The 24,063-nt window shown below is 64.6% G+C and carries 24 protein-coding genes and 1 tRNA gene; 14 read left to right on the top strand and 11 right to left on the bottom strand.

Going from position 1 to position 24,063, the window contains the following annotated elements; all coding sequences use genetic code 11:
* Positions 1-168: 168 nt before the first annotated feature.
* A tRNA-Gly gene (locus tag ACYG9Z_RS13640) sits at positions 169-243 on the bottom strand.
* Positions 244-459: 216 nt separating this feature from the next.
* Here ACYG9Z_RS13640 and ACYG9Z_RS13635 point away from each other — a divergent pair.
* The 4 genes from ACYG9Z_RS13635 to ACYG9Z_RS13620 all read left to right on the top strand — a co-directional run bounded on the left by ACYG9Z_RS13635 (position 460) and on the right by ACYG9Z_RS13620 (position 3,101).
* Entirely contained in the window at positions 460-957 is a 498-nt protein-coding gene (locus ACYG9Z_RS13635) for a prolyl-tRNA synthetase associated domain-containing protein (protein ID WP_023672125.1), read from the top strand.
* Between the two features lie 80 nt (positions 958-1,037).
* A complete protein-coding gene (gene trxA / locus ACYG9Z_RS13630; protein ID WP_023736734.1) occupies positions 1,038-2,045 on the top strand; it encodes a thioredoxin in 1,008 nt (335 codons plus the stop codon).
* Between the two features lie 111 nt (positions 2,046-2,156).
* Positions 2,157-2,828, top strand: a complete 672-nt coding sequence (locus tag ACYG9Z_RS13625; protein ID WP_023685086.1) for an LON peptidase substrate-binding domain-containing protein — start codon at positions 2,157-2,159, stop codon at positions 2,826-2,828.
* A 30-nt stretch (positions 2,829-2,858) separates the two neighbouring features.
* A complete protein-coding gene (locus ACYG9Z_RS13620; RefSeq protein WP_023687636.1) occupies positions 2,859-3,101 on the top strand; it encodes a Trm112 family protein in 243 nt (80 codons plus the stop codon).
* Between the two features lie 121 nt (positions 3,102-3,222).
* On the opposite strand, the gene ACYG9Z_RS13615 is transcribed toward ACYG9Z_RS13620, so the two are convergent.
* Genes ACYG9Z_RS13615 through ACYG9Z_RS13605 form a run of 3 tightly spaced genes read right to left on the bottom strand, consistent with a single transcriptional unit; the run spans position 3,223 to position 8,964 of the window.
* Positions 3,223-6,495, bottom strand: a complete 3,273-nt coding sequence (locus tag ACYG9Z_RS13615; protein ID WP_023752852.1) for an error-prone DNA polymerase — start codon at positions 6,493-6,495, stop codon at positions 3,223-3,225.
* Positions 6,492-7,970: a DUF6504 family protein gene (locus ACYG9Z_RS13610; protein ID WP_023752853.1), complete on the bottom strand. Its 1,479-nt coding sequence runs from the start codon at positions 7,968-7,970 to the stop codon at positions 6,492-6,494. The genes ACYG9Z_RS13615 and ACYG9Z_RS13610 overlap by 4 nt, the downstream gene beginning before the upstream one ends.
* Complete coding sequence (locus tag ACYG9Z_RS13605; protein WP_460222827.1) at positions 7,912-8,964, bottom strand: ImuA family protein; 1,053 nt, start codon at positions 8,962-8,964, stop codon at positions 7,912-7,914. Before ACYG9Z_RS13605 ends, ACYG9Z_RS13610 begins: the two co-directional genes overlap by 59 nt.
* Before the next feature lie 228 nt (positions 8,965-9,192).
* Here ACYG9Z_RS13605 and ACYG9Z_RS13600 point away from each other — a divergent pair, with 228 nt between their 5' ends.
* On the top strand, positions 9,193-9,615 hold the full coding sequence (locus tag ACYG9Z_RS13600; protein ID WP_023699282.1) for a metallopeptidase family protein: 423 nt from the start codon (positions 9,193-9,195) through the stop codon (positions 9,613-9,615).
* A 275-nt stretch (positions 9,616-9,890) separates the two neighbouring features.
* Here ACYG9Z_RS13600 and ACYG9Z_RS13595 read toward each other — a convergent pair whose 3' ends face one another.
* Positions 9,891-10,097 carry a DUF1737 domain-containing protein gene (locus ACYG9Z_RS13595; RefSeq protein ID WP_023673921.1) on the bottom strand — a complete coding sequence of 69 codons (207 nt, stop codon included), beginning with the start codon at positions 10,095-10,097 and terminating at the stop codon, positions 9,891-9,893.
* A 39-nt stretch (positions 10,098-10,136) separates the two neighbouring features.
* Complete coding sequence (locus ACYG9Z_RS13590; protein ID WP_023753218.1) at positions 10,137-11,018, bottom strand: HpcH/HpaI aldolase/citrate lyase family protein; 882 nt, start codon at positions 11,016-11,018, stop codon at positions 10,137-10,139.
* A 612-nt stretch (positions 11,019-11,630) separates the two neighbouring features.
* Here ACYG9Z_RS13590 and ACYG9Z_RS13585 point away from each other — a divergent pair.
* Genes ACYG9Z_RS13585 through ACYG9Z_RS13570 form a run of 4 tightly spaced genes read left to right on the top strand, consistent with a single transcriptional unit; the run spans position 11,631 to position 16,636 of the window.
* Positions 11,631-13,157, top strand: coding sequence for a DUF4153 domain-containing protein (locus tag ACYG9Z_RS13585; protein ID WP_023753179.1), 1,527 nt, complete (start codon positions 11,631-11,633; stop codon positions 13,155-13,157).
* A gap of 4 nt (positions 13,158-13,161) precedes the next feature.
* A complete protein-coding gene (locus tag ACYG9Z_RS13580) occupies positions 13,162-13,857 on the top strand; it encodes a response regulator transcription factor (protein WP_023683813.1) in 696 nt (231 codons plus the stop codon).
* Positions 13,845-15,440 carry a sensor histidine kinase gene (locus ACYG9Z_RS13575; RefSeq protein ID WP_023683814.1) on the top strand — a complete coding sequence of 532 codons (1,596 nt, stop codon included), beginning with the start codon at positions 13,845-13,847 and terminating at the stop codon, positions 15,438-15,440. Before ACYG9Z_RS13580 ends, ACYG9Z_RS13575 begins: the two co-directional genes overlap by 13 nt.
* A 29-nt stretch (positions 15,441-15,469) precedes the next feature.
* Positions 15,470-16,636: an NAD(P)/FAD-dependent oxidoreductase gene (locus tag ACYG9Z_RS13570; protein WP_023706810.1), complete on the top strand. Its 1,167-nt coding sequence runs from the start codon at positions 15,470-15,472 to the stop codon at positions 16,634-16,636.
* A gap of 209 nt (positions 16,637-16,845) precedes the next feature.
* On the opposite strand, the gene ACYG9Z_RS13565 is transcribed toward ACYG9Z_RS13570, so the two are convergent.
* Together ACYG9Z_RS13565 and ACYG9Z_RS13560 are read right to left on the bottom strand one after the other, a co-directional pair.
* Entirely contained in the window at positions 16,846-17,577 is a 732-nt protein-coding gene (locus ACYG9Z_RS13565) for a DUF72 domain-containing protein (RefSeq protein WP_023687646.1), read from the bottom strand.
* Between the two features lie 144 nt (positions 17,578-17,721).
* Positions 17,722-18,147 carry a GNAT family N-acetyltransferase gene (locus ACYG9Z_RS13560; RefSeq protein ID WP_023687647.1) on the bottom strand — a complete coding sequence of 142 codons (426 nt, stop codon included), beginning with the start codon at positions 18,145-18,147 and terminating at the stop codon, positions 17,722-17,724.
* Between the two features lie 167 nt (positions 18,148-18,314).
* On the opposite strand from ACYG9Z_RS13560, the gene leuD reads away from it, so the two are divergent.
* The 5 genes from leuD to leuB all read left to right on the top strand — a co-directional run bounded on the left by leuD (position 18,315) and on the right by leuB (position 22,214).
* Positions 18,315-18,920, top strand: a complete 606-nt coding sequence (gene leuD / locus ACYG9Z_RS13555) for a 3-isopropylmalate dehydratase small subunit (protein ID WP_023694556.1) — start codon at positions 18,315-18,317, stop codon at positions 18,918-18,920.
* A gap of 64 nt (positions 18,921-18,984) precedes the next feature.
* A complete protein-coding gene (locus ACYG9Z_RS13550) occupies positions 18,985-19,908 on the top strand; it encodes a hypothetical protein (RefSeq protein WP_023694555.1) in 924 nt (307 codons plus the stop codon).
* 306 nt (positions 19,909-20,214) lie between these two features.
* Positions 20,215-20,598 (top strand): RidA family protein, encoded by a 384-nt coding sequence (locus tag ACYG9Z_RS13545; RefSeq protein ID WP_023683820.1) that lies wholly within the window; start codon positions 20,215-20,217, stop codon positions 20,596-20,598.
* A gap of 13 nt (positions 20,599-20,611) precedes the next feature.
* A complete protein-coding gene (locus ACYG9Z_RS13540) occupies positions 20,612-20,962 on the top strand; it encodes a VOC family protein (RefSeq protein WP_023740123.1) in 351 nt (116 codons plus the stop codon).
* Positions 20,963-21,110: 148 nt separating this feature from the next.
* Positions 21,111-22,214 (top strand): 3-isopropylmalate dehydrogenase, encoded by a 1,104-nt coding sequence (leuB, locus tag ACYG9Z_RS13535; protein ID WP_023706813.1) that lies wholly within the window; start codon positions 21,111-21,113, stop codon positions 22,212-22,214.
* 8 nt (positions 22,215-22,222) lie between these two features.
* Here leuB and ACYG9Z_RS13530 read toward each other — a convergent pair whose 3' ends face one another.
* The 3 genes from ACYG9Z_RS13530 to ACYG9Z_RS13520 form a co-directional block, all read right to left on the bottom strand.
* Positions 22,223-22,621: a MarR family winged helix-turn-helix transcriptional regulator gene (locus ACYG9Z_RS13530; RefSeq protein WP_245259985.1), complete on the bottom strand. Its 399-nt coding sequence runs from the start codon at positions 22,619-22,621 to the stop codon at positions 22,223-22,225.
* 49 nt (positions 22,622-22,670) lie between these two features.
* A complete protein-coding gene (locus ACYG9Z_RS13525) occupies positions 22,671-23,099 on the bottom strand; it encodes an SRPBCC family protein (protein ID WP_023708789.1) in 429 nt (142 codons plus the stop codon).
* A 193-nt stretch (positions 23,100-23,292) separates the two neighbouring features.
* A complete protein-coding gene (locus ACYG9Z_RS13520) occupies positions 23,293-24,015 on the bottom strand; it encodes a DUF805 domain-containing protein (RefSeq protein WP_023740120.1) in 723 nt (240 codons plus the stop codon).
* Between the last annotated feature and the right edge of the window lie 48 nt (positions 24,016-24,063).

The following is a 24,063-nucleotide window of genomic DNA, read 5'->3' as shown; positions in this document are numbered from 1 at the left end:
CGCCTTTCGCCGAAATTGAACCCGAGGGATTGTGCGCCACGCCGTCTTACCTGCGCCTGGTTCTGAGGGAGAACAAGTGTCCCGCAACGCGCTTACATCGCCGGTCTGGAAAAAGCAAAAGGCGCCCCGAAAGGCGCCTCTTCATCGCTTGATTCCCCTAGAGGAAACTGGAGCGGGTGAAGCGATTCGAACGCTCGACCCCAACCTTGGCAAGGTTGTGCTCTACCCCTGAGCTACACCCGCTCACACGGCCCTTTGGCCGCAAGCCGGGCCTATATGGCTGAAGAGCGCGGCGATTGCAACAGGGAAATGACGGGCTTTTTGGTCGCGCCAAATCGCTTGGCGGAACCTTGTCGGCCACGCGGGTGGTTCATCGACTTCCCGCATGACGGTCTTGTCTCGGCGGCATCATTGGCCGTAAACGGCTTTGCCGCGCGCCGATACAGGGGAAGACCACCAATGCCGAAGACCGAAGCCGAGCTTTTCGCCTTTCTTGCCGATCTCGGCATATCAGTGTCGACCGTGCGCCATCCGCCGCTCTATACGGTGGCCGATTCGCAGTCGCTGCGCGGCGAGATACCGGGCGGGCACACGAAAAATCTGTTTCTCAAGGACAAGAAGGACAATTTCTTCCTGGTCAGCGTCGGCGAGGAGGCGGTCGTCGACCTGAAGCAGATCCACACGATGATCGGCGCCGCCGGCCGGGTGTCGTTCGGCAAGCCGGAGATGCTGATGGAGCTGCTCGGTGTCATTCCGGGCGCGGTCACCGTGTTCGGGCTGATCAACGACACCGAAAGACGGGTCAAGGTGGTGCTCGACCAGGATTTGATAGCACATGCGACAGTCAACGCGCATCCGCTGACCAATGAGGCGACGACGTCGATCGCGTCCGCCGACCTCATCAGATTCGTCGAGGCAACCGGACATGATGCTGCTATCTTGAAAGTCTCGGCTTGATCGCCACATGGATGGCGAAAACTGACCTCTAGTTAAGGACGTCGCGCTGCTCCGCTGGGCGCGATCGGAAGGGCGACGACATGAGCGACAACAACAATCCGTTTGGCGGCCAATTCGGCGGCAATTCTGGCCAGTACACCACGTCCGTGCAATATGGCGGCGCCGAGCCGGCCAAGTCGGCACTTGGCCCGACACCCGGCGCAGCACCTGCCGCTGGCGAGCTGATCAAGGACACCACGACCGCCACTTTCGCCGCCGACGTCATCCAGGAATCGCGCAAACAGCCGGTACTGGTCGATTTCTGGGCGCCGTGGTGCGGGCCCTGCAAGCAGCTCACGCCGCTTCTGGAAAAGGCGGTCAAGGCCGCCGGCGGCAAGGTCAAGCTGGTCAAAATGAACATTGACGATCATCCCTCGATCGCCGGCCAGCTCGGCATCCAGTCGATCCCGGCGGTCATCGCCTTCAAGGACGGCCAGCCTGTCGACGGCTTCATGGGCGCCATCCCCGAGAGCCAGATCGCCGAGTTCATCACCAAGGTCGGCGGCAAGGGCAATGGCGCGCCGCCGGTGGCCGAAGCACTGGCCGCGGCGGCGGAAGCGCATGCGGCGGGCGATGCGCAGACCGCAGCCGACATTTACGACGCCATCCTGGCGCAAGCGCCGGAGACGATCGAGGCGATTGCCGGGCTGGGCGAGCTTCTGTTCGAGGCTGGCGACAGCGACGGCGCCGAGGCGCTGCTGGCAACGGCGCCGGAGGCCAAGAAAAATGCGCCGGCACTTGCCGCGCTGCGTGCCAAGATGACGCTGGCTGCGGAAGCGGCAGCACTTGGCAATCCAGCTGAATTCGAGCAGCGACTGGCCGCCAATCCCGGCGACCACCAGGCGCGTTTCGACCTCGCCATGATCCAGAACGCCAGGGGCGAGCGCCATGCGGCGGCCGACAATCTTCTGGCGATTATAAAAGCCGACCGGACGTGGAACGAGGACGGCGCCAGGGCGCAGCTGCTGAAACTGTTCGAGGCCTGGGGCATGACCGACGAGGCGACGCTGGCGGCACGGCGCAAATTGTCGTCGCTGCTGTTTTCCTGAGCCGTTTGCCGGCCAAATTGCCGGGGCGTGGCTGTCGGGCCTTGCGGTCGGCGGCCGCCGCGCCAGATTAGGCCGATAACATCGCGCCCGAAGCGGGTCGGAGGAGTGAAGGTGCAGGTCGGAAACGCATTTTACCGGGTCGGCAAGGATCTGCCGGCAACCATTCCGGTGTTTCCGCTTGCCGGCGCGCTGCTGCTGCCGGGCGGGCGCATGCCGCTCAACATCTTCGAGCCGCGCTACCTGCAGATGGTGGATGAGGCGATCGCCGGCGCGCGGCTGATCGGCATCGTCCAGCCCAGCCTCAATGGCGCGTTGCGCGCCGACGGGGAGCCGGAACTGTGCAATGTCGGCTGCGCCGGGCGCATCATCTCGATGGCCGAGAGCGGCGACGGCCGCTATCTGGTTTCGCTGCAGGGCGTCTGCCGTTTCCGCATCACCAGCGAATTGCCGGTGAAGACGCCTTTCCGGCAATGCAAGCTGGCGCCGTTCCTCACCGATCTTGCCGAAGACCAGGCGGCAAGCGAGGTCGACCGGCCGGCGCTGTTGAAAGCGTTTCGCGCTTATCTGCAGGCCAACGATCTCGAAGCCGATTGGGAAAGCGTCAGCCGCGCCGAGAACACCATGCTGGTCAATGCGCTGTCGATGATGGCGCCCTACGGACCGGCCGAGAAACAGGCGCTGCTGGAGGCGCCCGACCTGAAAGCCCGCGCGGAGACGCTGATCGCCATCACCGAAATGGCGCTGGCGCGCGAGAATGAGGACTTTGGCTCCAGCCTGCAATAAGGGCTGAGCCGATGGCTGAAGGGGGATCCAATGGCTGCGGATGGGCGTGACGGCAAGTCGGTCAATGTCGATCCAAAATTGCTGGAGCTGCTGGCCTGCCCGCTGACCAAGGGGCCGCTGGCCTGGGACCCGGTGCGCGGCGAGTTGATCTCGCGGATCGCCAAGCTCGCTTATCCCGTGCGCGACGGCATCCCGATCATGCTGCCCTCGGAGGCGCGGACGATTTCGGCGGAAGACGTGCTGTCGCCGCCGCGATTGGGTGGGCCGGGCTGAGGGACCAGGGGTGGTTCAAACGGACCTCAGCCTAAGAAGCCATTCTGTTGGCGATCCTTCGCGCCCCCCTCTGCCCTTGCCGGCATTAATGTCATGGGCTCCCGACCGCCCTGCACTTGCCCTACTGAAAATTCCGCCCCTTGGGCATGACCCTTTCAGCTTTGTCCGAGAGGGTGGCAATGTCGGGCCGGGCAGCCGGCGTCATCTCTTCCAGCAGCACCGTCAACCACGGTGTCAAATCCTCGATCTTTTCGGCGACGATGTGGATGACGTCGGATTCCGACTGCAGCTTGCCGGTGACCTTGACGAAGCGCGCGCCCATGACGATGGGCCGGAAACGGGTAAAGGTCCGCTCCCAGAAAATGACGTTGGCGACGGCCTTGTCGTCTTCTAGCGTCAGGAAGATCGCATTGCCCTTGCCGGGCCGCTGCCGCACCAGCACCAGGCCGGCGACCGAGACCCGCCTGCCGTCGCGCACCGAGCCGAGATTGGCATTGGGAATGACGCCGGCGCGGTCGAGCCGCTCGCGCAGAAAGGCGACCGGATGCGCCTTCAGCGACAGGCCGAGCGCGCGGTAGTCGTGGATGACGTGCTCGCCGAGCGGCATTGTCGGCAGTTTTGTCTCGGGCTCGAGTTCGCGCAGCCGGATCGCCGGCTGGTCGAACAGCGGCAGCCGTTCGGCGGCGCTCTTGCCATCCAGCGCGCGCACCGCCCACAAGGCTTCACGACGATCGAGGCCGAGTGAGCGGAAGGCGTCAGCCTGCGCCAGTCTTTCGATTTCGCCGACATCGAGGCCCGAGCGCAGCCAGACATCCCTGACGCTTGTATAGCCGGCGCCGCGCCGCGCGGTGAAAGCTTCCATACGCTTCTCGGCCAAGCCCTTGATCTGACGGAAGCCAAGCCGGACGGCGTACCGGGTCTTGATGACACCGCGCATTTCGCCATGGCGCGCCAGGATGCGGCCCGGATCGAATTGGGCTTTCTCCAGGGTGCAGTCCCAGTCGGAAAAATTGACGTCGACGTCGCGGATGTCGACGCCATGGTCGCGCGCGTCGCGCACCAGCTGGGCCGGCTGGTAAAACCCCATCGGCTGCGAATTCAGGATCGCGGCGCAGAACACGTCGGGATAAAAGGTCTTGAACCAGCAGGAGGCATAGACGAGCAAAGCGAAGGAGGCGGCGTGGCTTTCGGGAAAGCCGTATTCGCCGAAGCCTTCGATCTGCTTGAAGCAGCGCTCGGCGAAGTCCTTGGTGTATCCCTTGCCGACCATGCCGTCGATCATGCGCTGGCGGTAATTGCCGATGGTGCCGGTGCGCTTGAAGGTGGCCATGGCGCGGCGTAGTTCGTCGGCTTCGCCGGGTTTGAAACCACCGGCGACGATTGCAATATTCATCGCCTGTTCCTGAAACAGCGGCACGCCGAGTGTCTTCTTGAGAATAGCCTCCAGCTCTGGCTTTTGATATTCAGCCGCTTCCTTGCCCTGCCGACGGCGCAGATAGGGGTGCACCATGTCGCCCTGGATCGGGCCGGGCCGCACGATCGCCACCTCGATGACCAGGTCGTAGAATTCGCGCGGGCTTAGACGCGGCAGCATCGACATCTGCGCGCGCGATTCGATCTGGAAGACGCCGAGCGTGTCGGCGCGGCAGATCATGTCGTACACGTCGTTCTCTTCCGGCGGCAGGGTGGCCAGCACATAGGGTCGGCCGTAATCATCCCGGGCCTTCGGATAATGGTCGGTGAGCAAGGTGAAGGCGCGCTTCAGGCAGGTCAGCATGCCAAGCGCTAGAATATCCACCTTCAGGATCTTCACCGCGTCGAGATCGTCCTTATCCCACTCGACCATCTTGCGCGCCTCCATCGCCGTCTTGACGATGGGGACGATCTCGTCGAGCCGGTCGCGGGTAATGACGAAGCCGCCGACATGCTGCGACAGATGCCGGGGAAAGCCCATGATCTCGTTGGCGTGGGCGATCACGTGACGGGTCGAGGTCTCGTTGCGGTCGAGGCCGCCGGCATGCGCCTCCTTCTCGCCGAGCTCCGAGGTCGACCAGCCCCAGATCGAACTGGAGAGCGCAATGCGGACATCGTCCGACAGGCCCATGGCCTTGGCCACCTCGCGCAGCGCCGAGCGGCCGCGATAGCTGATGACGGCGGCAGCCAGCGCGGTGCGCTTGGCGCTGTATTTGGAGTAGATGTACTGGATCACCTCCTCACGCCGCTCATGCTCGAAATCGACGTCGATGTCGGGCGGCTCGTTGCGCTCCTCGGAAATGAAGCGCTCGAACAACGTGTCGATGCGCTCGGGGCCGACCTCGGTGATGCCAATGCAGTAGCAGACGATCGAGTTGGCGGCCGAGCCTCTGCCCTGGCACAGAATGCCCTCATTGCGGGCGAACTGGACGATGTCGTAAACGGTCAGGAAATAGCGCGCATAATTCAGACGCTCGATCAGAGCGAGCTCCTCACTGATGCGCTGCAAGACGGAAGCGGGGACGCCCGCCGGATAGCGCGTGGCGGCCCCCTCCCTGGCCAGACGCTCTAGCTCGGCCTGCGGCCCAAGCCCTGATTGCGTCGGCTCGTCGGGATAATTGTACTGGAGGTCGCTGAGCGAGAAGGTCAGTTCGCCGGCAAAGCGCAGCGTCTCGGCCAGCGCCCGTGGATGGCGGCGGAAGAGACGGGCCATTTCCAGCGGCGGCTTCAGATGGCGCTCGGCGTTGGCCGTCAGCTCCAGCCCGACCTCGGCGACCGGCAAATTGAGGCGGATGGCGGTGAGCACATCTTGCAGCGAGCGGCGCTCGGCGCTGTGATAAAGCACGTCGTTGGTCGCCATCAGCGGCACGCCGGCGATGTCCGCCATGCCCGCCGCCTGCTCGATGCGGAAACGGTCATTGCCGCGATGATCCGGCGCCATGCCTAGCCGCAAATTAGCGCCGAAACGGTCTTTCAGTTGACGGACCAATGCCAGGGGATCGTCGGCATTCGCCGAGAGATCCGGCAGCACCGCCAGCGACAGCAGGTCGCCCCATTCGAGCAGGTCGCTGCGCTGGAGAAGGGTCGCGCCCTTCTCGTTTTCATCGCGCAAATTGGCTTGCGTCAGCATGCGGCAGAGATGGCCCCAGCCCTTGCGGTTCTGCGGATAGGCGAGAATGTCCGGCGTGCCGTCGCCGAACACCAGGCGGCAGCCGGGGTGATAGGCGAGCTTCTCGACCTTCGCCTGCTGCCAGGCGCGCACGACGCCGGCCACCGTGTTGCGGTCTGCCAGTCCGATCGAGGAAAAGCCGAGGAATTTGGCCGCCACCACCAGCTCCTCCGGCTTGGAGGCGCCGCGCAGGAAGGAGAAGTTCGACTGGATGCCGAATTCCGCATAGGGGATGACGGTCAGCGCGTTCATGCGAAGACTCCATGCATGAACCAGCGCGGCGGCACCTGCGGGTTGCCATAGAGGCCTTGCCGGTAGAGCCAGTAGCGGCGGCCGTCGGCATCCTCGATCCGGAAATAGTCACGCGTCGATGTGAGCGGATCGCTTGACGTTTCACGCCACCATTCCGGCGCGATGCGTTCCGGCCCCTCGGCGCGCGCGACCCGGTAGAGCGCGCGGCGCCAGCGGAAATTCATCGGCGGACCCTCAGGCATTTCGGTGGCCGGCACCTCGATCGGCTCGGGCGAACGGAACAGCCGGATCGGCCGTTCCGGCGGGAAGATGGTTGCGCGCGGCGCGTCTTTCGAGCCCGGCTTCCTGGGCGGTGCTTTGCGTTGTGGCGCTTCGGAGAACGGGATGGTGGCGACCGCGCGCTCCGGCAGATGGCTCTCGACGGCAATCGGCTTCAGCACAGCAGCATCGCCGAGCCTGGCGCGGATGCGGTCGGCAAAGAGTGCCATGTCGGCGCCATCATCCTCGGTCTCGCCGGTCAAATCGGCCTGCTGCATGTCGAAGCCGGCGGCCGCCAGCACCGAAAGCCGCACCAGGTCGAAGCCGTAGCCGGCATCGATGTCCTGTTCGAGCGCGGCCAGCCGCTCATGGAACAGGCGCTGGATCAGCTTGGGTTCGCGCAGCGGACGCGAGGTGCCGACAGCGATGCGGCTGACGGCGCCGTCGACGCGAAACAACAGCAGCGCCAGCATCCTTGCGCCTTCGCCGCGGCGTTCGAGATCGGCCTTCAGCGTCACCGCCAGCAAGAGCACCAGCCGTTCGATCTCGGCGGTCAGCACGACCGGCTCGGCCAGGTGGCGTTCGACTGAAAGGGGCGCCACCGGCAGGCGCGGCGATACCGCCTCGTCGAGGCGGCCGAGCGCCTGGTCAAGACGCAACAGCAAGGTCGCGCCGAAGCGACGGGCGAGCGGCGCGCGCGGCGCTGCCATGACCGCGCCGGCGGTCCGCAGGCCAACGCTTTCCAAGCTGGCGCGGATATCGGCCTCGATGCGCAGTGCCGCCAGCGGCAAGGGGGCGAGCAGCGCTTCCTCCTCGCCGGAGACAACGATGCGGTTGCCGCAGAAGCGCGCCGCCGCCCAGGCTGCACCCGGCGTCGCGGCCAACCCGGCGCGGACATCGAAACCCTGCTGGAAAAACCGCGCAAGGATGTCGTCCAGCATGGCGCGCTCGCCGCCGAACAGATGCGTGCAGCCGGTGACGTCGAGATAAAGGCCATCAGTACCGTCGAGCGCCACCAGCGGCGTATAGCGATCGCACCAGTCGGCGAGGCCTTCGAGCAGCCGGCGATCGGCGTCCGGATCGGCCTCGACGATGTCGATCGAGGGATGCATGGCGCGCGCATCGGCAATGCCCATGCCAGGCTTCAGATGCAGCGCCTCAGCCCGCTCGTCGAGGGCCGATATGCGCTGGGCGTTGCGGTCGCGATGGCTGATCACGAGCGGTGGGTGAGATGGCGGCAGATGATCCGAAGGCCGGGAACGCCACGACCGTCCCAGGCGCTGGCGCAGGATCCGTTCTGCCGCCAGATGCGGGAACCACAGCGACAGAATTCTCTGCCCGTTTTTCGCGGGGCTTTCTTTCTTCGAATGCGTGTTCATCGGGGTTCCACTCCAGTGTGAATTGTCCAGGCAGAGCGGTGCGGCTCTTGCCGATGCTGACGGTGAAGGCAGGCCGGCCGATCGAGCCGGCGAGCGGCCCGGCGATCGTCCGGCGGCTCGCCGCTGGTGCAGCCGACACGATGAGGCGCACCGGGGCGGCGGTCGGCTCGGCTTCGCCGGCCTGGCGCAGCAGGAACACCGGCCGGCCGGCGTTTTGGGCGCGCGCGTGCAGCCGGCGCGTCGCGGTGAGGTCGAGCCGCTGCGGGCTGCCACGGATCTCGAGAATGATTGCGGCGAGCGCCGTCATCTTGGCGGCCTCCTCGGCTACCCACAGCGCATCGGTGAGTTTCGGCGCCTCGGAAAACAGCAACTGCTCCGGTGCGATACCGAACATGCCCTGCAATCCCCTGGCATAGGGAAAGCCGGCCTCGCGAAAAATCTCCGATGTGCCGATCCACAGCACGGGCAAGGGCTGGCCCCTGAGGATCAGGCTGACCAGCGACAGCACAAAGCCGGCGACGGCCCCGGCATTGCGGGTCTCAAGGCCATGGATTTCGTTCAAGGCGGCTTTCGGCAGGCCGCCGCTCAGCGCCGCATCGAGGCGCTCGACGCCGGTGGCCAGGAAAGCATCCGGCGAAGCCACGGCAAGCCCGCGGCGGATGATGGTGACATCGGCATTAGGTTCGGGCGCACCGCCGATAGCGCTGTCAGGGCACGCACGAGGTCGCTCGCCGGCCGGCACGGCCAGGCGCTCGGGCAGCGTTCCCTCGATCTTCGCGATCTGGCGGCGCAGGGCAAAAACAGTCTCCCGCGCCACGGCTGATGTCGCCATGACGGTCAATTTCTCTCATAATTGTTCCTGTTATGTTCCTATAGATTCCAGAGGGTGCCGAAAGAGTCAAGCGGAGTCAGAAGGAATTTATTCCTTGATCAAAGGTAGCGAGCCAACCTTAGGCTTTGGTCGCAGTCATTCGGTGCAAAGAAACAGTCATTGGCCAGGGACCCGTCCATTTGCCGAGTCCGGAGGGAAAGCCTATATGCCGGGATCAAAGGACAAAGCATGGCCCGCATCTACAAGACCCGCACCTGGCACGACGAACTCTCGCCCTCGATCGAGGAGATGGAGTTTCTGGCGCTGGAGGCTTACGCGCATCTGCCCGACGATTTCCGCAAGCTGACCGGCGAGATCGTCATCATGATCGCCGAATTCCCGACCGACGAGATCATGGACGATCTGTCGCTGGAGACGCCGTTCGACCTGCTTGGCCTGTTCGAGGGCCGCGGCATCGCCGAGCGCTGGAACCCGCAGACCGGCGAGGGCCCGAACCGCATCACCCTCTACCGCCGCGCCATCCTCGACTACTGGGCCGAGAACGAAGAGACGCTGGGCGACATCGTCACCCATGTGCTGATCCACGAGATCGGTCACCATTTCGGCCTGTCGGACGATGATATGGAAAAGCTCGAAGAGGCGGCGGAATAGCCCCCGCCTTTGTCATCCCAGGGCGAAGCAGGAGCGAAGCTCCGTCGCGAAGACCCTGGGATCCATGCCGTGACGGCGGTGCAGGTGCCGCGGTGCAGGAAAGCAAGCGGTTCTGCGAACAGCACAGATCCGCAGTAACGAGCGCCGGCACAAGCGTCATCTGATCCGCTGCACTCTAGGGCAAACGGCACGGCATGGATCCTAGGGTCTGCGTCGCGTCGCTTCGCTCCTTGCTTCGCCCTAGGATGACGAAGACGCGGAGGTTGACGCCTTCCCTACCAATCACTCAGCTTCGTATCCGGCCCGTATTCCTGGCCGTCGATATCCTTCACCACCGCCTGGCCGCAGCGCATCGATTTGGTCTTCTTGTCGTAGGCGTAGGTCGGCGAGCCGTACAGGTGCCAGCCCTTGTTCAGCGCCGCGGTCACCTTGTGGCAGAAGGTTGAATCGTCGGGGGCGGACAAAAAGCGGTAAAGTCTCATGGGTCAGATCCTGTCGTGAGTTCGTCTTTTCGGGGCGGATCATGCGCCGATGGCGGCGGCCTTCGCCAGCAATTTCTCGGCCTGCGCCAGATGCAGCCGCTCGACCATCCTGCCGTTCAGAGCAATCACGCCCTTGCCGGCATTTTCGGGCAAGGCGAAGGCGTCCTTCACCGCGCGCGCCTCGACCAGCGCTTCGGGTGTAGGTGCAAAGGCGCGGTTGGCGGCTTCGATCTGGGCCGGATGAATCAGCGTCTTGCCGTCGAAGCCCATGGCGGCGGCTTCGGTGCATTCACGCGCAAACGCGTCGAGGTCGCGAAAATCGTTGGAGACGCCGTCGAGCATGTCGATGCCGCCGGCCCGTGCCGCCAGCACCATCTGCATCAGCCAAGGCACGAGGTAGCGCCGATCAGGCGTCGCCAGAATGCCGGTTTCCTTGACCAGATCGTTCGTTCCGGCAACGAAACAATTTAGCCGCGAAGCGCGATCGCGGCCGAGTTCGGCAATGGCGCCGATATTGAGCATGGCTTTCGGCGTCTCGATCATCGCCCAGAGCTTGACGCCGTCGGGGGCAAAATTATCGTCGAGCACGTCGCCGACTTCGAGGATGTCACGCGGCGTGGCGACCTTGGACAACAAGATGCCGTCGGGCTCGAATTTTGCCGCGGCAAGCAGGTCATCGTTGCCCCATTCGCTGGACAGCGCGTTGACGCGCACGATCATCTCGCAGCGGCGTTTCGGTCGGCTGGCGAAAATGCCGGCCAATTTGTCCCGCGCGGCGACCTTGTCGGCGGGCGCAACGGCGTCTTCGAGGTCGATGATCACGGCATCGCAGGCCAGCGTCGCGATCTTGGCCAGCGCCTTGTTGTTGGAGGCGGGGACGTAAAGCACCGAGCGGCGCGGGCGGTAAGGTTCGCTTGTCATGGCCGATCTATGCCGCGTGGGGGCGGGTGAGGCAAGCGTCCGACCGGTACCTGATGACGAGCCAACTGCGAAAGCTTGCGCTGCCCCGCCCGTCCCGCAGCAGTTGCGGAAGGGGGCCTTTCCTCTCCCCCGTCGATCGGGGGAGAGGTGTCGAGCGAAGCTCGACGGAGTGGGGGTCGACCCATGCGCTCAGTGCCCTTCCGATGTCCGTTCGCGGCGATTGCCAGGTGGTTCCCCCACTCCGTCTCGGCTTCGCCGAGCCACCTCTCCCCCCTCCGGAGGGAGAGGAAAGGAGCCTGGCTGGGACAGCGCCAACGTCCGGAAAGATGGGGGGGAGCGCCCCGGCCGTAAGCACAGGTCCTGCACGAAAACTGCACATCCCTGCGGAAAACCTCCTCCGCTCCGCCCCGCCGTTTCCATGCGAGCCCGCGACAACAGCGGCATGCAACAGCGAAACGCTCACCTTTGGTCCTTGCCCTATCGCCTGCGCAGCGAAAGCTGGTGGTTGGTCGATCCGCCCCGGGCGGCGGCCCGCCCTTACCTGGAAGCGAGCCTGCTCCCTTTTATCCGCCCACCGGCCGAGCGGACCCAGCCCATCAGGAAAATCCGCGCATGACATCGTTTGCAAGCTTTTCCAGCCGCTTCGGCATCGCCGTCCTGCTCGTGGCGCTGGCGGATTTTTTCTTTTACGGCCAGCCCGCCGGGATCACGGTGCTGCTGTTTGCCATCCTGATCGCCGGCGCGGTGGTCGCTGTGCATCCTGCCGCGCTGAATTCCACCCGACCCTGGCTCAAGCCGGCCGCTTTGTTCGTCGCGCTGCTGCCGCTGGCCGAGAACGTCAGCCCGCTGTCGGTGGCGATAGCTGTCGTGGCGCTGGTGGTGTTTGCGCTGTCCCTGTCCGGGCGGCTACGGCACGGCATCGCCCGCATTGCCGGCCAGGTGGCGCTGTTCCTGCTGGCGGCGCCGCTGCGCCTTATCCGTGACTTTTTCCAATGGCGCCGCACGGTGCGCCGGCTTGGCGGCCGCCGCATCCGCCTGGCGTCCATCATCGTCTGGGTCATGCCGGTGACGCTGGGCGCGGTGTTCCTGTTCTTGTTCGGCGCCGCCAATCCGGTCATCGAATACTGGCTGTCGCTGATCGACCTGATGAAGCTGCTCGATCTCCTCCAGCTGGCGCGGATCGTCTTCTGGCTGTTCGTGATCGCCGGCGTCTGGGCTTTCCTGCGGCCTCGCCTGCCGCGTTTCCCGCGCCGCCTTCCACCTTTGACGCCGCCTGCAGCCGTGGCCGCACCGGCCGCGACTAAACCAGCGACAACGATCGAGGCCGTCGTCTTCGGCAAGGCCGCGATCCTGCGCGCGCTGATCGTCTTCAACGCCTTGTTTGCGCTGCAGACCGGGCTCGACGCAGCCTATCTCTGGGGTGGGGTCGCCCTGCCGGACGGGTTGAGCTATGCCGCCTATGCGCATCGCGGCGCCTATCCACTGATCGCCACCGCGCTGCTGGCCGCCGGCTTCGTGATGGCGGCGCTGCGGCCGGGCAGCGAAACCTCAGGCGATCCGCTGATCCGCCGGCTGGTCTATGCCTGGGTGGCGCAGAACATCGTGCTGGTCATCTCGTCGATTCTCAGGCTCGATCTCTATATCGGCGTCTATGCACTGACCTACTGGCGCATCGCCGCCTTCGTCTGGATGGGGTTGGTGGCGTCAGGGCTTGCACTGATCATTGCCCGCATCGCGGTTGGAAAATCCAACGAATGGCTGCTCTCCGCCAATCTTGCGACGCTATCGGCGACGCTTTATGTCTGCTGCTTCATCAACTTCGCCGCAACGATCGCCAATTTCAATGTCGACCATTCCCTTGAAATGACCGGTGACGGCACGCCTATCGATACCGAATATCTGCGCTCGCTCGGCGCTGCCGCCATGCCGGCGCTGGACCGCCTCTACATGCACCAATTCGGAAACCAAACCACCTATCTGGCCGAGCAAATGATGATCGACGACACTATCGCCGAGCAGAAGCAGTGGCGCGCCTGGAGCTTTCGCGGCTGGAGGCTCGTGCAGGTTCTCGACAAGAGAGGTCCGCTCGTGCTTCCTCCCCCTACCCAGCCCTCGCAACCTTCAGTGCCGGACCGTTAGATCCATGCCGCATCAGATCCTGGTCGCCGACGACGATCCGCACATACGCGAGGTCATCTGCTTTGCGCTGGAAAAGGCCGGGATGAAGACGCAAGCGGTGGCCGACGGCGCGGCCGCCTTGCAGGCGATCGAGCGCCGCGAGCCCGACCTCGTCGTGCTCGACATAGGCATGCCGGAGATGGACGGGCTGGAGGTCTGCCGGCGGCTCAGACAACGCTCCGATGTGCCGGTGTTGTTCCTGTCGGCGCGTGACGAAGAAATCGACCGTATCCTTGGACTGGAGATGGGCGGCGACGACTATGTGACGAAACCGTTCAGCCCGCGTGAACTGGTGGCGCGCGTCAATGTCATCCTGCGTCGCGCCCGCCCGCTGGCGCCGGATCCGGCCGATGACAGGGCCTTTGCGCATGGCAAGCTCAGCCTGGTGCCGGCCAGCCACGGCGCCAGTTTCGACGGCAAGGCGCTGGCGCTGACGGCGATCGAATTCTCGATCCTGAAGGGATTTCTGGCGCGGCCGGCGCATGTGCTGGGGCGCGACCTGGTGGTCGCCAGCGCCTATGCCGCCAACATCCATGTCGCCGACCGTACCGTCGACAGCCACATCCGCAACATCCGCGCCAAGCTGGCGGCGGCGGGCTGTCTCGACGCCATCGAGACCGTGCATGGCGTCGGTTTCCGGCTCGGCCGATGCGGCGCCTGAGCGACGCCAAATGGATCGGCACCAAATGGCGGCCAAGGCTGGCCACGGTGGTTCTCGCCATCCTCATCATGGTGCTGGCGCTGCCGCTGGTCGGCTTGTTCTTCTTCCGGCTCTACGAAAACCAGCTGATCCGCCAGACCGAGGGCGAGCTGATCGCGCAAGGCGCCGTCATCGCCGCCATCTATGCGCAGAATATCAGTGACGCCGCCATTGCCCCGGAGAAGCTTGGGGTGCCGATGCAGGCTGACAGCGGCGAAGCCAGCCGCGGCGACGACACGCCTTACCAGCCGATCGAGCCTACCCTCGATCTCGCCTCCGACTATTTGCTGCCGACCCGGCCCGCCGGCATTGCCGCCGCCACCGATCCAGCCTTCACGGCCATCGGCGCGCGACTGTCCGGCATTCTCGACACGACGCAAAAAACCACGCTGGCCGGCTTCCGGCTGCTCGATCCCAAGGGCGTCGTCATTGCCGGGCGCGACGAGGTCGGACTATCCCTGGCCAATGTCGAGGAGGTGCGCGAGGCCCTTGCCGGCCGCTATGCCAGCGCATTGAGGCAACGAATCCCCGATCAGCCGCCGCCGCCGCTCTATTCGGTCAGCCGCGGCACGAAAGTTCGTGTCTTCGTCGCCATGCCGATTGCGGTCGCTGGCCACGTCGCCGGCGTGATCTATCTCTCCCGGACGCCGAACAACATCGTCAAACATCTCTATGGCGAACGCGGCAAGGTGACGCTGGCGGCCATTGCCATGCTGTTCGGCACGCTGCTGATCGCGCTGGTCTTCCTGCGCACCGTCAGCCGGCCGATCTACGCGCTGATGGAGCGCACCAGGCGCATCGCCGCCGGCGACCGCGACGCGATCCGGCCGCTCGACCATCACGGCACGCGCGAAATGGCGGAGCTGTCCGCCGCCTTTCTCGACATGGCCGAAAAGCTGCAAGCGCGCTCCGACAGCATCCAGACTTTTGCCACCCATGTCTCGCACGAGCTCAAATCGCCGCTGACGGCGATCCAGGGCGCGGCCGAGCTGCTGCGCGATTCCGGCGAGGCGATGGATGCCGCCGAGCGCAAGCGGTTCTCCGGCAACATCGTCAATGACGCCGGCCGGCTCAATCTGCTGGTGCGTCGCCTGCTCGACCTGGCGCGCGCCGAAAATCTGGCGCCGAGCGGCGAAAGCACATCGCTCGATGCAGCGCTGGCGCTGCTTCCGGTCGATGGCCGGCTGGCGGTCAACATTGAGGCGGGTGGCGAAATCGGCCTGCGGATATCAGCCGAGAATGCGGCGATCGTGCTTGCCAATCTGATCGACAATTCGGCCAGGCACGGAGCCACCCAGGTTCTTCTCTCTGCGGCCACCGCCGACGGCAAGGCGACCGTTGCGGTCAGCGATGACGGCGCCGGTATTTCGCCGAGCAACAGGGCCCGCATTTTCGAGCCGTTCTTCACCACGCGCCGTGAGTCCGGCGGCACCGGCATGGGCCTCGGCATCGTGCTGGCCCTCCTGAAAGCGCATGATGGCACGATCGCGCTGGTTGACTCCGGACGCGGCACGCGCTTCGAGATCATTGTGCCGGCGGCGTGAAGCATACCGGCGGCCGGATCGGAGAAAACGTGCGCTACGACATTGTCATCATCGGCGGGGCCATCGTCGGCTCCTCTGTCGCCTATTATCTGCGCGAGGAAGGCTTTACCGGCTCGATTGCGCTGATCGAACGCGATCCGCAATTCGCCCATGCGGCAACGACGCTGTCCATGGCCTCGATCCGTCAGCAATTCTCGATCCCGGAAAACATCCGGCTGTCGCAGTTCACGCTAAACCTGTTCCGGCGGCTGAAGGAGACCTTCGGCGCCGATGCCGATATCGGCTTTCGCGAGGGCGGCTATCTCATCCTGGCCGGCGAGGCCGGGTTGCCGATCCTGAAAGCCAACCACGAGGCGCAGGTCGCCGAGGGCGCCAACATTCTGCTCGAGGATGCCGACCAGCTGGCAAAGCGCTTTTCGTGGCTGTCGACGGAAGGCATCAGCGCCGGCGCCTTCGGCCGCAGCGGCGAGGGCTGGTTCGACGCTCATGCGATGCTGACGCTGTTCCGCAAGGCGCTGCGCGACAGACAAATCGATTTCATCGCCGCCGACGTCACCGGCATCGAGAGGCAGGGCAACCGCGTCACCGGCGTGGACCTCGACAATGGTGAAAGACTGCAAGCCGGCATCGTCGTCAATGCCGCCGGGCCGAATGCCGGCAGGGTGGCCGGCATGGCGGGACTCGTGCTGCCCGTCGAGCCGCGCAAGCGCAACGTTTTCGTCTTCGAGGCGCGGGAAAAATACGCCGACATGCCGCTGCTGGTCGACCCATCCGGCATCTATGTCCGGCCGGAAGGCTCGGTCTATCTCACCGGCGGCGCCGAGCCGGAGGAGGGCGATGGCCCCGCCGACCCCCGGGATTTCGGCGTCGACTGGCCGCTGTTCGAAGAGGTGATCTGGCCGGTGCTGGCAACCCGCATTCCGGCTTTCGAAGCAATCAAGCCGACCCGCGCCTGGGCCGGCCATTACGACTACAACACGCTCGACCAGAACGCGGTCATCGGACCGCATCCCGAGGTCGAGAATTTCATCTTCGCCAACGGTTTTTCCGGCCACGGCCTGCAGCAGGCGCCGGCCGTCGGCAAGGCGCTGGCGGAGTTGTTGGTGCATGGCGGGTATCGGACGGTGGATTGCTCGGCGTTTGGGTACGAACGGGTGGCCGAAGGTCGGGCGTTTCGGGAATTGAACGTGATTTGAGGCGGGCGGAATAGGATCGCTCTGTCGAGTTCCCGCCCACCCCCCTCTGCCCTGCCGGGCATCTCCCCCGCAAGGGGGGAGATGGCAGCTTCGGCGAAGGCGCCATTCTTGCAACGTCGGAGATTGGCGAAAACGGTCGCGGCATCTGATCTCCCCCCTTGCGGGGGAGATGGCCGGCAGGCCAGAGGGGGGTGCTGTCCCGCGAGAGTCTAAGCAACCATCGCACTGACAGCCATCGCGTTGCCCAGCGCATGCCCGTTGGCCGTATTGTCAAAAATCCCCCACACCTCGGCGCCGGAATCTGCTGCTGCTTCCACTTGCCGCGCAAACCGGTCGAGCGTTTCGGCATCGTAACCCGAATAGTAGATCCGCGGCGCGCCGTGCCAGCGGAAATAGGCAAGGCCGGGCCAGCCACCTGGCCCTGCTGCCTCCGGAACCGAAGCCGGGTCGGCGGCGACCCGTGCGACCTGGTGACCGGCCAGCAGTGCGTCCGCCTCGGCACTGAACCAGGTGGGATGGCGCGGCTCGCATGCCAGCCTTGCCCGGATACGCCTGCCCAACATGTCGAAGAAGCCGCCGGCGACCTCCGGCTCGAAGGGCAAGCTCGGCGGCAGCTGCACCAGAAGCACGCTCAGCTTTTCGCCGAGACCTTCGACCTGCCCGAGAAAGTCCTCCGTCAGCCCCTCGCAATCGGCGAGGCGATGATCATGGGTCATGTTCTTCGGTGCCTTGACCGCGAAGCGGAAGTGCTCCGGCACGGCGTGCGCCCAGCGCTCATAGGTCTCGCGGCGGTGCGGCTTGTAGAACGTGGTGTCGATCTCGACGGCCGGAAAGCGTTTTCCGTAACGTTCGAGATGCGAACCGGATTGCGGAAAGTCAGCCTTGTATCGAGACGGAATTCCCCAGCCGGCGGTGCCTATCAGAGATCGGCGATTTCCCATCCTGCGGATTTGGACCGGATGAAGCGCGGGTCAAGGGCGACAAAGGAGGCGTTGCTCCGCGGTGTCCTGAACACCGTTCCGCATTGCCGAGAACCTTGCCCGCCTTGACTGCCCAACCCGATCGGCAATTGCGCTCGACGCTCGTCAGCCCTCGCGGGAGAACCAGAACGCGTCGGCCATTCGCGTCATGCCGATACGCTCATAGAAGCCGACGGCGTCGGGCATCGAGATCAGGCTGATGGCGACCGAAGGCCCAAGCTGCCGGCGGGCCGCGTCCATCAGGCCCTTGCCGATGCCGAGGCCTTGCGCAGATTGGGATACGGCGAGCTCTGAGACATAGCACACCCAGGAAAAGTCGGTGATGGCCCTGATAACGCCTATCAGCGGCCTGCCTTCGATGTCGAGCCGCGCCGTCAGCACCAGGTTCGCGGCCGAAAGCATCGCCTGCAGCCGGGCGTCGTCATCGACGGGGCGTGTTTCGCCGAGCGTGGATTCGACCAGCACGCGGCGGAATTCGGCGACGTCGAGCTCAGGCTCCCGGGCATAGATAATCTTCGATTGTGCGGTCATGGGCGTAAGGTGCACCAACGGCAGCTGGTTTTAAAGACAGTGCCGCGCCGATCTTTCGATCGGGGCCGCGCACCAACAGTTGCCTTTTATTTGCCGGCGGCTTTGTGTAAACCGGGCGCCAGCAAACCCTGACGCAACGAATTATCGATCAAGAACGGGCAAAAGCCATGGAAAAATTCACCAAGCTCACCGGCGTCGCCGCACCGATGCCGATCGTCAATGTCGACACCGACATGATTATCCCCAAGGATTATCTCAAGACGATCAAGCGCACCGGGCTCGGCAGCGGCCTGTTCGCCGAAATGCGCTACAAGGACGATGGCTCGGAAAACCCCGACTTCGTGCTCAACAAGCCAGCCTACCGCAAGGCGCAGATCCTGGTCGCCGGCGACAATTTCGGCTGCGGTTCGAGCCGCGAACACGCGCCGTGGGCGCTGCTCGATTTCGGCATTCGCTGCGTCATCTCGACGTCGTTCGCCGACATTTTCTACAACAACTGCTTCAAGAACGGCATCCTGCCGATCACCGTCAGCCCCGAAGACCTGGAGAAGCTGATGGACGACGCCTCGCGCGGCTCCAATGCGACGGTGTCGGTCGACCTCGAGGCCAAGGAAATCCGCGGCCCCGACGGCGGCGTGGTCACCTTCGACCTCGACGACTTCAAGCGCCACTGCCTGCTGAACGGTCTCGACGATATCGGCCTGACCATGGAGAAGGCCGGCGCCATCGCCTCGTTCGAGAAGAAGAACGCTGCCGAGCGTCCTTGGGCCTGAGTGGTACGAGATGGCCCGGCCGCCACAAAGCCGGGTTCGTGGCGGCTGAACGGAGGGGACAGTCATGACACGTTTTCTTCTTGCCGGCGCCTGCGCGCTGGCGTGGATGCTGATGCCGGTGGCCGGCGCGCAAGCACAGACCGACACGGTCCTCGTGCCGGCAGAAGATCCGTCCGCCGCCGATCCGGGCGCGTCGAGCAATGCGGCCCTGGCGGACGATGACAGCCAGGGGCCGGTCCCGTTCGAGGGCGGGCAGCTGACCATCACCCAGCCGGAGCAGGATGGCGAAAAGGTGCTGGCCTATGACGGCAAGCAGCTGGCCAGCAATTACGACGTGTTCTTCGACAGAACAGTCAAGGTCGGCGGCGTCGACGTGGCGCTGGTCGATGTCGGCGACGGCGGCAACCAGTGCGGCCCGGCCAAGGTCATCGTCTGGAAGCCGGAAGGCGGCGAGATACAAAGCCTCAAGGTCGAACAGGACGAATGCGGCGCGCCGCCGGCGGCGGTGGCCGACAACGCCATCTTTTTCGTGCCGTATCTGTTGCCGGGCGATACGAAGCAAGCGCTGCAATGGTCGCCCAGCGACGGGCTGACGATCTCGGGCGACCTGACCTACGCGCCGGAGCCGGGTACGGACTGGAAGGACGTCGATCCGGCCAAATACCAGAACATCATCGACGCCTTCCACAATGAGGCCGTCTACAAGGCGGCGCAGACGCTACTCGGCGACACCATGCCCGACATGGCGACCAGCCTGCTGGTCGGCGGCGGCACCGAAAAGACGGCGTCGGGCGCCTTCTACGCCACCGGCTGCGTGCCGCACGCATGCGGCAGCAATGACGGTTTCATGGCGGTCGACCCGGCCAAGCACACGCTCTACTTCGCCCGGCGCGGCGACAATGGCGAGCCGCAGGCGTGGCCTGACGTGAAGACCTGGCCTGCGGATGTGAAGGAAGCAATGGACAAGGCGCAGGAGTCGGGGAACTAGAGTTCGCGGCAGCGCGGCGAACAATCGGTGTTCATGCTTGTTCCGTCGCGATCCGTCACACCCCCCTCTGCCCTGCCGGGCATCTCCCGCTCAAGGGGGGAGATCAGACGTCACTCTGGCTTTCGCCAATCGCAAATGTGGAAAGCGAGAAAGGCGTCCGAACTGCTAATCTCCCCCCTTGAGGGGGAGATGGCCGGCAGGCCAGAGGGGGGTGCTGTCCCGCCGACGACCAAGATTTGCACCTGACTTGGCCCATGGCCTGGCCGGTCCTTTCCTGCAAAGTGTCCGAAACCACAGCGAGGCTCCATGCGCACACTCATCTCCACCGGTTCGCCCTTCGAAAAAACCGCCGGCTATTCGCGCGCGGTGGTGCAGGGCGACTGGTGCTTCGTGTCGGGAACGACCGGCTACGACTATGCGACGATGACCATGCCGGAAACGGTGGAGGCGCAGACGCGCAATTGCCTGGCGACCATCGCGGAGGCGCTGAGGGATGGCGGCTTCGACATGGCCGATGTGGTGCGGGCGCATTACTACATCACAGACCGGGCCATCGTGGACGTCGTCTTCCCCATCCTCGGCGAGGCTTTCGGCGAGATCAGGCCGGCGGCGACGATGATCGTGTGCCAGCTCAACAAGCCGGAAATGAAGATCGAGATCGAAGTCACGGCGCTGCGGCGCACGGCTTGAGGAGGCCAAAGCCATGACGGTCCGGCGCATCGTAGCCAATATCGGGACGCAGGACGCGGCGGCGGCGAAACGCTTCTATCAGGACGTGCTTGGCCTCGATGTGCTGATGGATCAGGGCTGGATCGTCACCTACGGGTCCGACGAACGGATGCAGGTGCAGATCAGCTTCATGGCCCAGGGCGGCTCCGGCACGCCGGTGCCGGACCTCTCCATCGAGGTCGACGATGTCGATGCGGCGCTGCAAGGCATGAGGGCCGCCGGCTTTGCCGTCGAATACGGTCCGGCCGACGAGCCGTGGGGCGTACGGCGGTTTTATGTGCGCGATCCGTTCGGCCGGTTGGTGAATATTTTGTCGCACAAGTGATTTGTTCCTCTCCCCCGCCTCTGGCCACGGCGAGGAACCCAGGTCTTGAGAGGCGGGCGCCGTCGTAGCGTTCTTCATCCCCTTGCGCCGCAAGCTCTTGGCGTTTAGCAAGGCCGCGGTTTCTCCAAACAGCATCGGACGGTTCTCCATGGCTTCGAAAAATCTTCTCCTGCTCGCCGGCGACGGCATCGGCCCCGAGGCGATGGCCGAGGTGAAGAAGCTGATCGCGGCCATGAACGCAAAGCTCGGCAGCGGTTTTGCCACTGATGAAGGCTTGGTCGGCGGCTGTGCCTACGACGCGCATGGCGCGGCGATTTCGGATGGCGACATGGCAAAGGCGATGGCTGCGGACGCCGTGCTGTTCGGCGCCGTCGGCGGGCCGAAATGGGACAAGGTGCCTTACGAGGTGCGTCCCGAGGCCGGGTTGCTACGGCTGCGCAAGGATATGGAGCTGTTCGCCAATCTCCGGCCCGCCATCTGCTATCCGGCGCTGGCCGCGTCGTCCTCGCTGAAGCAGGAAGTCGTCGAGGGCCTCGACATATTGATCGTGCGCGAGCTTACCGGCGGAGTCTATTTCGGCGAGCCGAAGCAGATCATCGATCTCGGCAACGGCCAGAAGCGCGGCATCGACACGCAGGTCTACGACACGTTCGAGATCGAGCGCATTTCCGGCGTCGCTTTTGAGCTGGCGCGCACGCGCAAGAACCACGTGACATCGATGGAAAAGCGCAACGTGATGAAATCCGGGGTGCTGTGGAACGAGGTCGTCACCCAGACCCACGCAGCCAGATATGCTGACGTCAAGCTCGACCACATGCTGGCCGATGCCGGCGGCATGCAGCTGGTGCGCTGGCCAAAGCAGTTCGACGTCATCGTCACCGACAATCTGTTCGGCGACATGCTGTCCGACATCGCCGCCATGCTGACCGGATCGATCGGCATGCTGCCGTCGGCCTCGCTCGGCGCGCCCGATGTGAAGACCAGGAAGCGCAAGGCGCTGTACGAGCCGGTGCATGGCTCGGCGCCCGACATTGCGGGACAGGGCATCGCCAACCCGATCGCCATGATCGCGTCGTTTGCCATGTGCCTGCGCTACTCCTTCGGCATGGTCGATGAGGCCGACAAGCTCGAAGGCGCCATAGCCGCCGTGCTCGACGACGGGCTGCGGACGAAGGATATTATGTCCGAGGGCATGACCGAAGTCGGCACTGTCGCAATGGGCGATGCCATCATCGCCAAGTTCCTGGCTTAGCGGCCGACTCAGCGGATCTCGCCGGCCAGCCGTTTCAGCAGGCCGACGAGTTGCGCCTCATCCACGGCTGAGAAAAAAGCAGCGTCGGCGGCTTCGACGGCGACGATAGCGCGCTGGACTGCGGCCGTCCCCGTCGTGGAGACGCGGATCACCTTGGCGCGGGAATCCCGCGGGTTGGTGTCCCGCACAATCAGTCCCTTTGCCTCGAGCCGGGCGACGACGTCCGATGTCATCTTCACCTCGGTGCCGGCCTGGGCGGCGAGCTGCACCTGGTTGGGCGGCTCGCCATAGCGGCCGAGCCACATCGCCGAAGCCAGCAGCACGAACTGGACATGGGTAAGGTCAAGCGGGGCCAGCGCCGCCGTCATGACGCGCTGCCAGCGCATGGTGGTTCGCCAGAGCAGCAAGCCGGGGCTCTCGGATGGTCCGCTGAAGCGCGTGTTCAGATCCCCTTGATCAGCCACCGTTCGCCAACACCATTGCCTGCTCGAACAGTTTGGCCATCGAAGTGTCGAAATCGCCGCTGATCTGCGGCCCGAGCTCTGGTCCGACCTCGGCGGCCGATGGGCCGGAAATCTCGAGGCGATGAGTCACTTGAGTGCCACCCTCGACCGGCGTCAGCGTATGCCTGAACAGCAGTTTCGTGTCGCCGAACGAGGTCTCGTCGGCATAGGTTACAGCGTCGACGAGGTCGACGATCGTCGATTCGAAGGTGTCCTGCCCGACGGGCGTTACAGAGACGCGGGTGCCCTTGGCGAACGGGCCGTGCAGCACGAAGGTATCGGACCCTTCGTAGGTGAGGCGGCCTTCGTGCAGCGCCTTGAGCGCGTTCCAGATGGCCTGCGCCGAAAGGGGGGAAATTGCGGTGTACTCGTTGGTCCACATTTGTCTTGGCTCCATCATCCGTTTTCGATCGTCGATTTGATGATTGCACAGATTATCTATGCACAGACTAAATGGCAAGAGAAATATTTCGTTCGTTCGGTCAAAACAGCAGCTGCCTTCCCGGCTGCGACCTAAGCCATTGTTATAGCACGGCTGTCCGCAAACAGCCGGCTGCTCATTTCTTGGTGCGGGTCTAGGCTCCGCCTCCTCCAGGCACCGGCCCCCACTGGTTTTCGTGGGCCTGGGTCGGGATCAATCCGAGTATCAGCGCGAGGATCAGCGTAGCCGGAGCGAACATGAAGGTGATTGCGAAGTAAGGTATTGCCAGCCAGCCGGTCAGGCCGATGTCGTGCAAGCGGCGCACGACGAGCCCGACCCAGGGCAGGAACGTCGCTAGCCAAAACAGCCCCCAGACGCCGATCATCACAATCGGCCAGTTGCCGGCATCGAAATTGCCGACGGCCTGGTCGGCGAGGGCGCCGGCAATTCCGACCAGGATGAAGCTGACGGTCCAGAACAGGCAGTAGCCCCAGAATTCCTTGCGGCGGGCGCGTTCGGCGAAGTTGATGTAGTTGCGCGTCACGCCTCGCCAGAAATAACCCGGCAGTCCGCTATCGCGAACCGCGCCGTCTTCCGCCAGGCGGCCGAAATGCTGTGGGGCGGCTGAACCGGCAGCCGCCTTGGGCGGCGCGGCGCTTGCCGCTGGCGCAGCGGTGGCGGGACTGGCGGGCTGGGCGCGGATTGAAAAAACGTCGCGCGCCTGACCGCTTGCCGGCAGAAACTCGACCACAGCGCCGTTCGCGATCACGGTATCACGGCGCAGATCCTCGCGCGCGAAGGTGTAGCGGTTGCCGTCCGCCCCGGTGATGAAGCCGAAACCCTGGGCCTCGTCATAGTGAAGAACTTCGCCGCGCATTTAGCCTCGCCCCCGTGCAGGCACAGACTGTTCAAAGTTGCGGCGGAC

It is taken from the genome of Mesorhizobium sp. RSR380A (genome assembly GCF_054719385.1).
The sequence above is the reverse complement of the archived record's forward strand: the minus strand, read 5'-3'. Positions and strand labels throughout refer to the sequence as shown.

Coding starts and splice junctions, on each gene's coding strand:
- ACYG9Z_RS13615 (WP_023752852.1), bottom strand. CDS start 6,495: ATGAACGCGCTGACCGTCATCCCCTATGCGGAATTCGGCATCCAGTCG.
- ACYG9Z_RS13525 (WP_023708789.1), bottom strand. CDS start 23,099: ATGTGGACCAACGAGTACACCGCAATTTCCCCCCTTTCGGCGCAGGCC.
- ACYG9Z_RS13635 (WP_023672125.1), top strand. CDS start 460: ATGCCGAAGACCGAAGCCGAGCTTTTCGCCTTTCTTGCCGATCTCGGC.
- ACYG9Z_RS13605 (WP_460222827.1), bottom strand. CDS start 8,964: ATGGCGACATCAGCCGTGGCGCGGGAGACTGTTTTTGCCCTGCGCCGC.
- trxA (WP_023736734.1), top strand. CDS start 1,038: ATGAGCGACAACAACAATCCGTTTGGCGGCCAATTCGGCGGCAATTCT.
- ACYG9Z_RS13540 (WP_023740123.1), top strand. CDS start 20,612: ATGACGGTCCGGCGCATCGTAGCCAATATCGGGACGCAGGACGCGGCG.
- ACYG9Z_RS13595 (WP_023673921.1), bottom strand. CDS start 10,097: ATGAGACTTTACCGCTTTTTGTCCGCCCCCGACGATTCAACCTTCTGC.
- ACYG9Z_RS13565 (WP_023687646.1), bottom strand. CDS start 17,577: ATGGGAAATCGCCGATCTCTGATAGGCACCGCCGGCTGGGGAATTCCG.
- ACYG9Z_RS13580 (WP_023683813.1), top strand. CDS start 13,162: ATGCCGCATCAGATCCTGGTCGCCGACGACGATCCGCACATACGCGAG.
- ACYG9Z_RS13550 (WP_023694555.1), top strand. CDS start 18,985: ATGACACGTTTTCTTCTTGCCGGCGCCTGCGCGCTGGCGTGGATGCTG.
- ACYG9Z_RS13520 (WP_023740120.1), bottom strand. CDS start 24,015: ATGCGCGGCGAAGTTCTTCACTATGACGAGGCCCAGGGTTTCGGCTTC.
- ACYG9Z_RS13575 (WP_023683814.1), top strand. CDS start 13,845: ATGCGGCGCCTGAGCGACGCCAAATGGATCGGCACCAAATGGCGGCCA.
- ACYG9Z_RS13600 (WP_023699282.1), top strand. CDS start 9,193: ATGGCCCGCATCTACAAGACCCGCACCTGGCACGACGAACTCTCGCCC.
- ACYG9Z_RS13585 (WP_023753179.1), top strand. CDS start 11,631: ATGACATCGTTTGCAAGCTTTTCCAGCCGCTTCGGCATCGCCGTCCTG.
- ACYG9Z_RS13560 (WP_023687647.1), bottom strand. CDS start 18,147: ATGACCGCACAATCGAAGATTATCTATGCCCGGGAGCCTGAGCTCGAC.
- ACYG9Z_RS13545 (WP_023683820.1), top strand. CDS start 20,215: ATGCGCACACTCATCTCCACCGGTTCGCCCTTCGAAAAAACCGCCGGC.
- ACYG9Z_RS13620 (WP_023687636.1), top strand. CDS start 2,859: ATGGCTGCGGATGGGCGTGACGGCAAGTCGGTCAATGTCGATCCAAAA.
- leuD (WP_023694556.1), top strand. CDS start 18,315: ATGGAAAAATTCACCAAGCTCACCGGCGTCGCCGCACCGATGCCGATC.
- leuB (WP_023706813.1), top strand. CDS start 21,111: ATGGCTTCGAAAAATCTTCTCCTGCTCGCCGGCGACGGCATCGGCCCC.
- ACYG9Z_RS13590 (WP_023753218.1), bottom strand. CDS start 11,018: ATGACAAGCGAACCTTACCGCCCGCGCCGCTCGGTGCTTTACGTCCCC.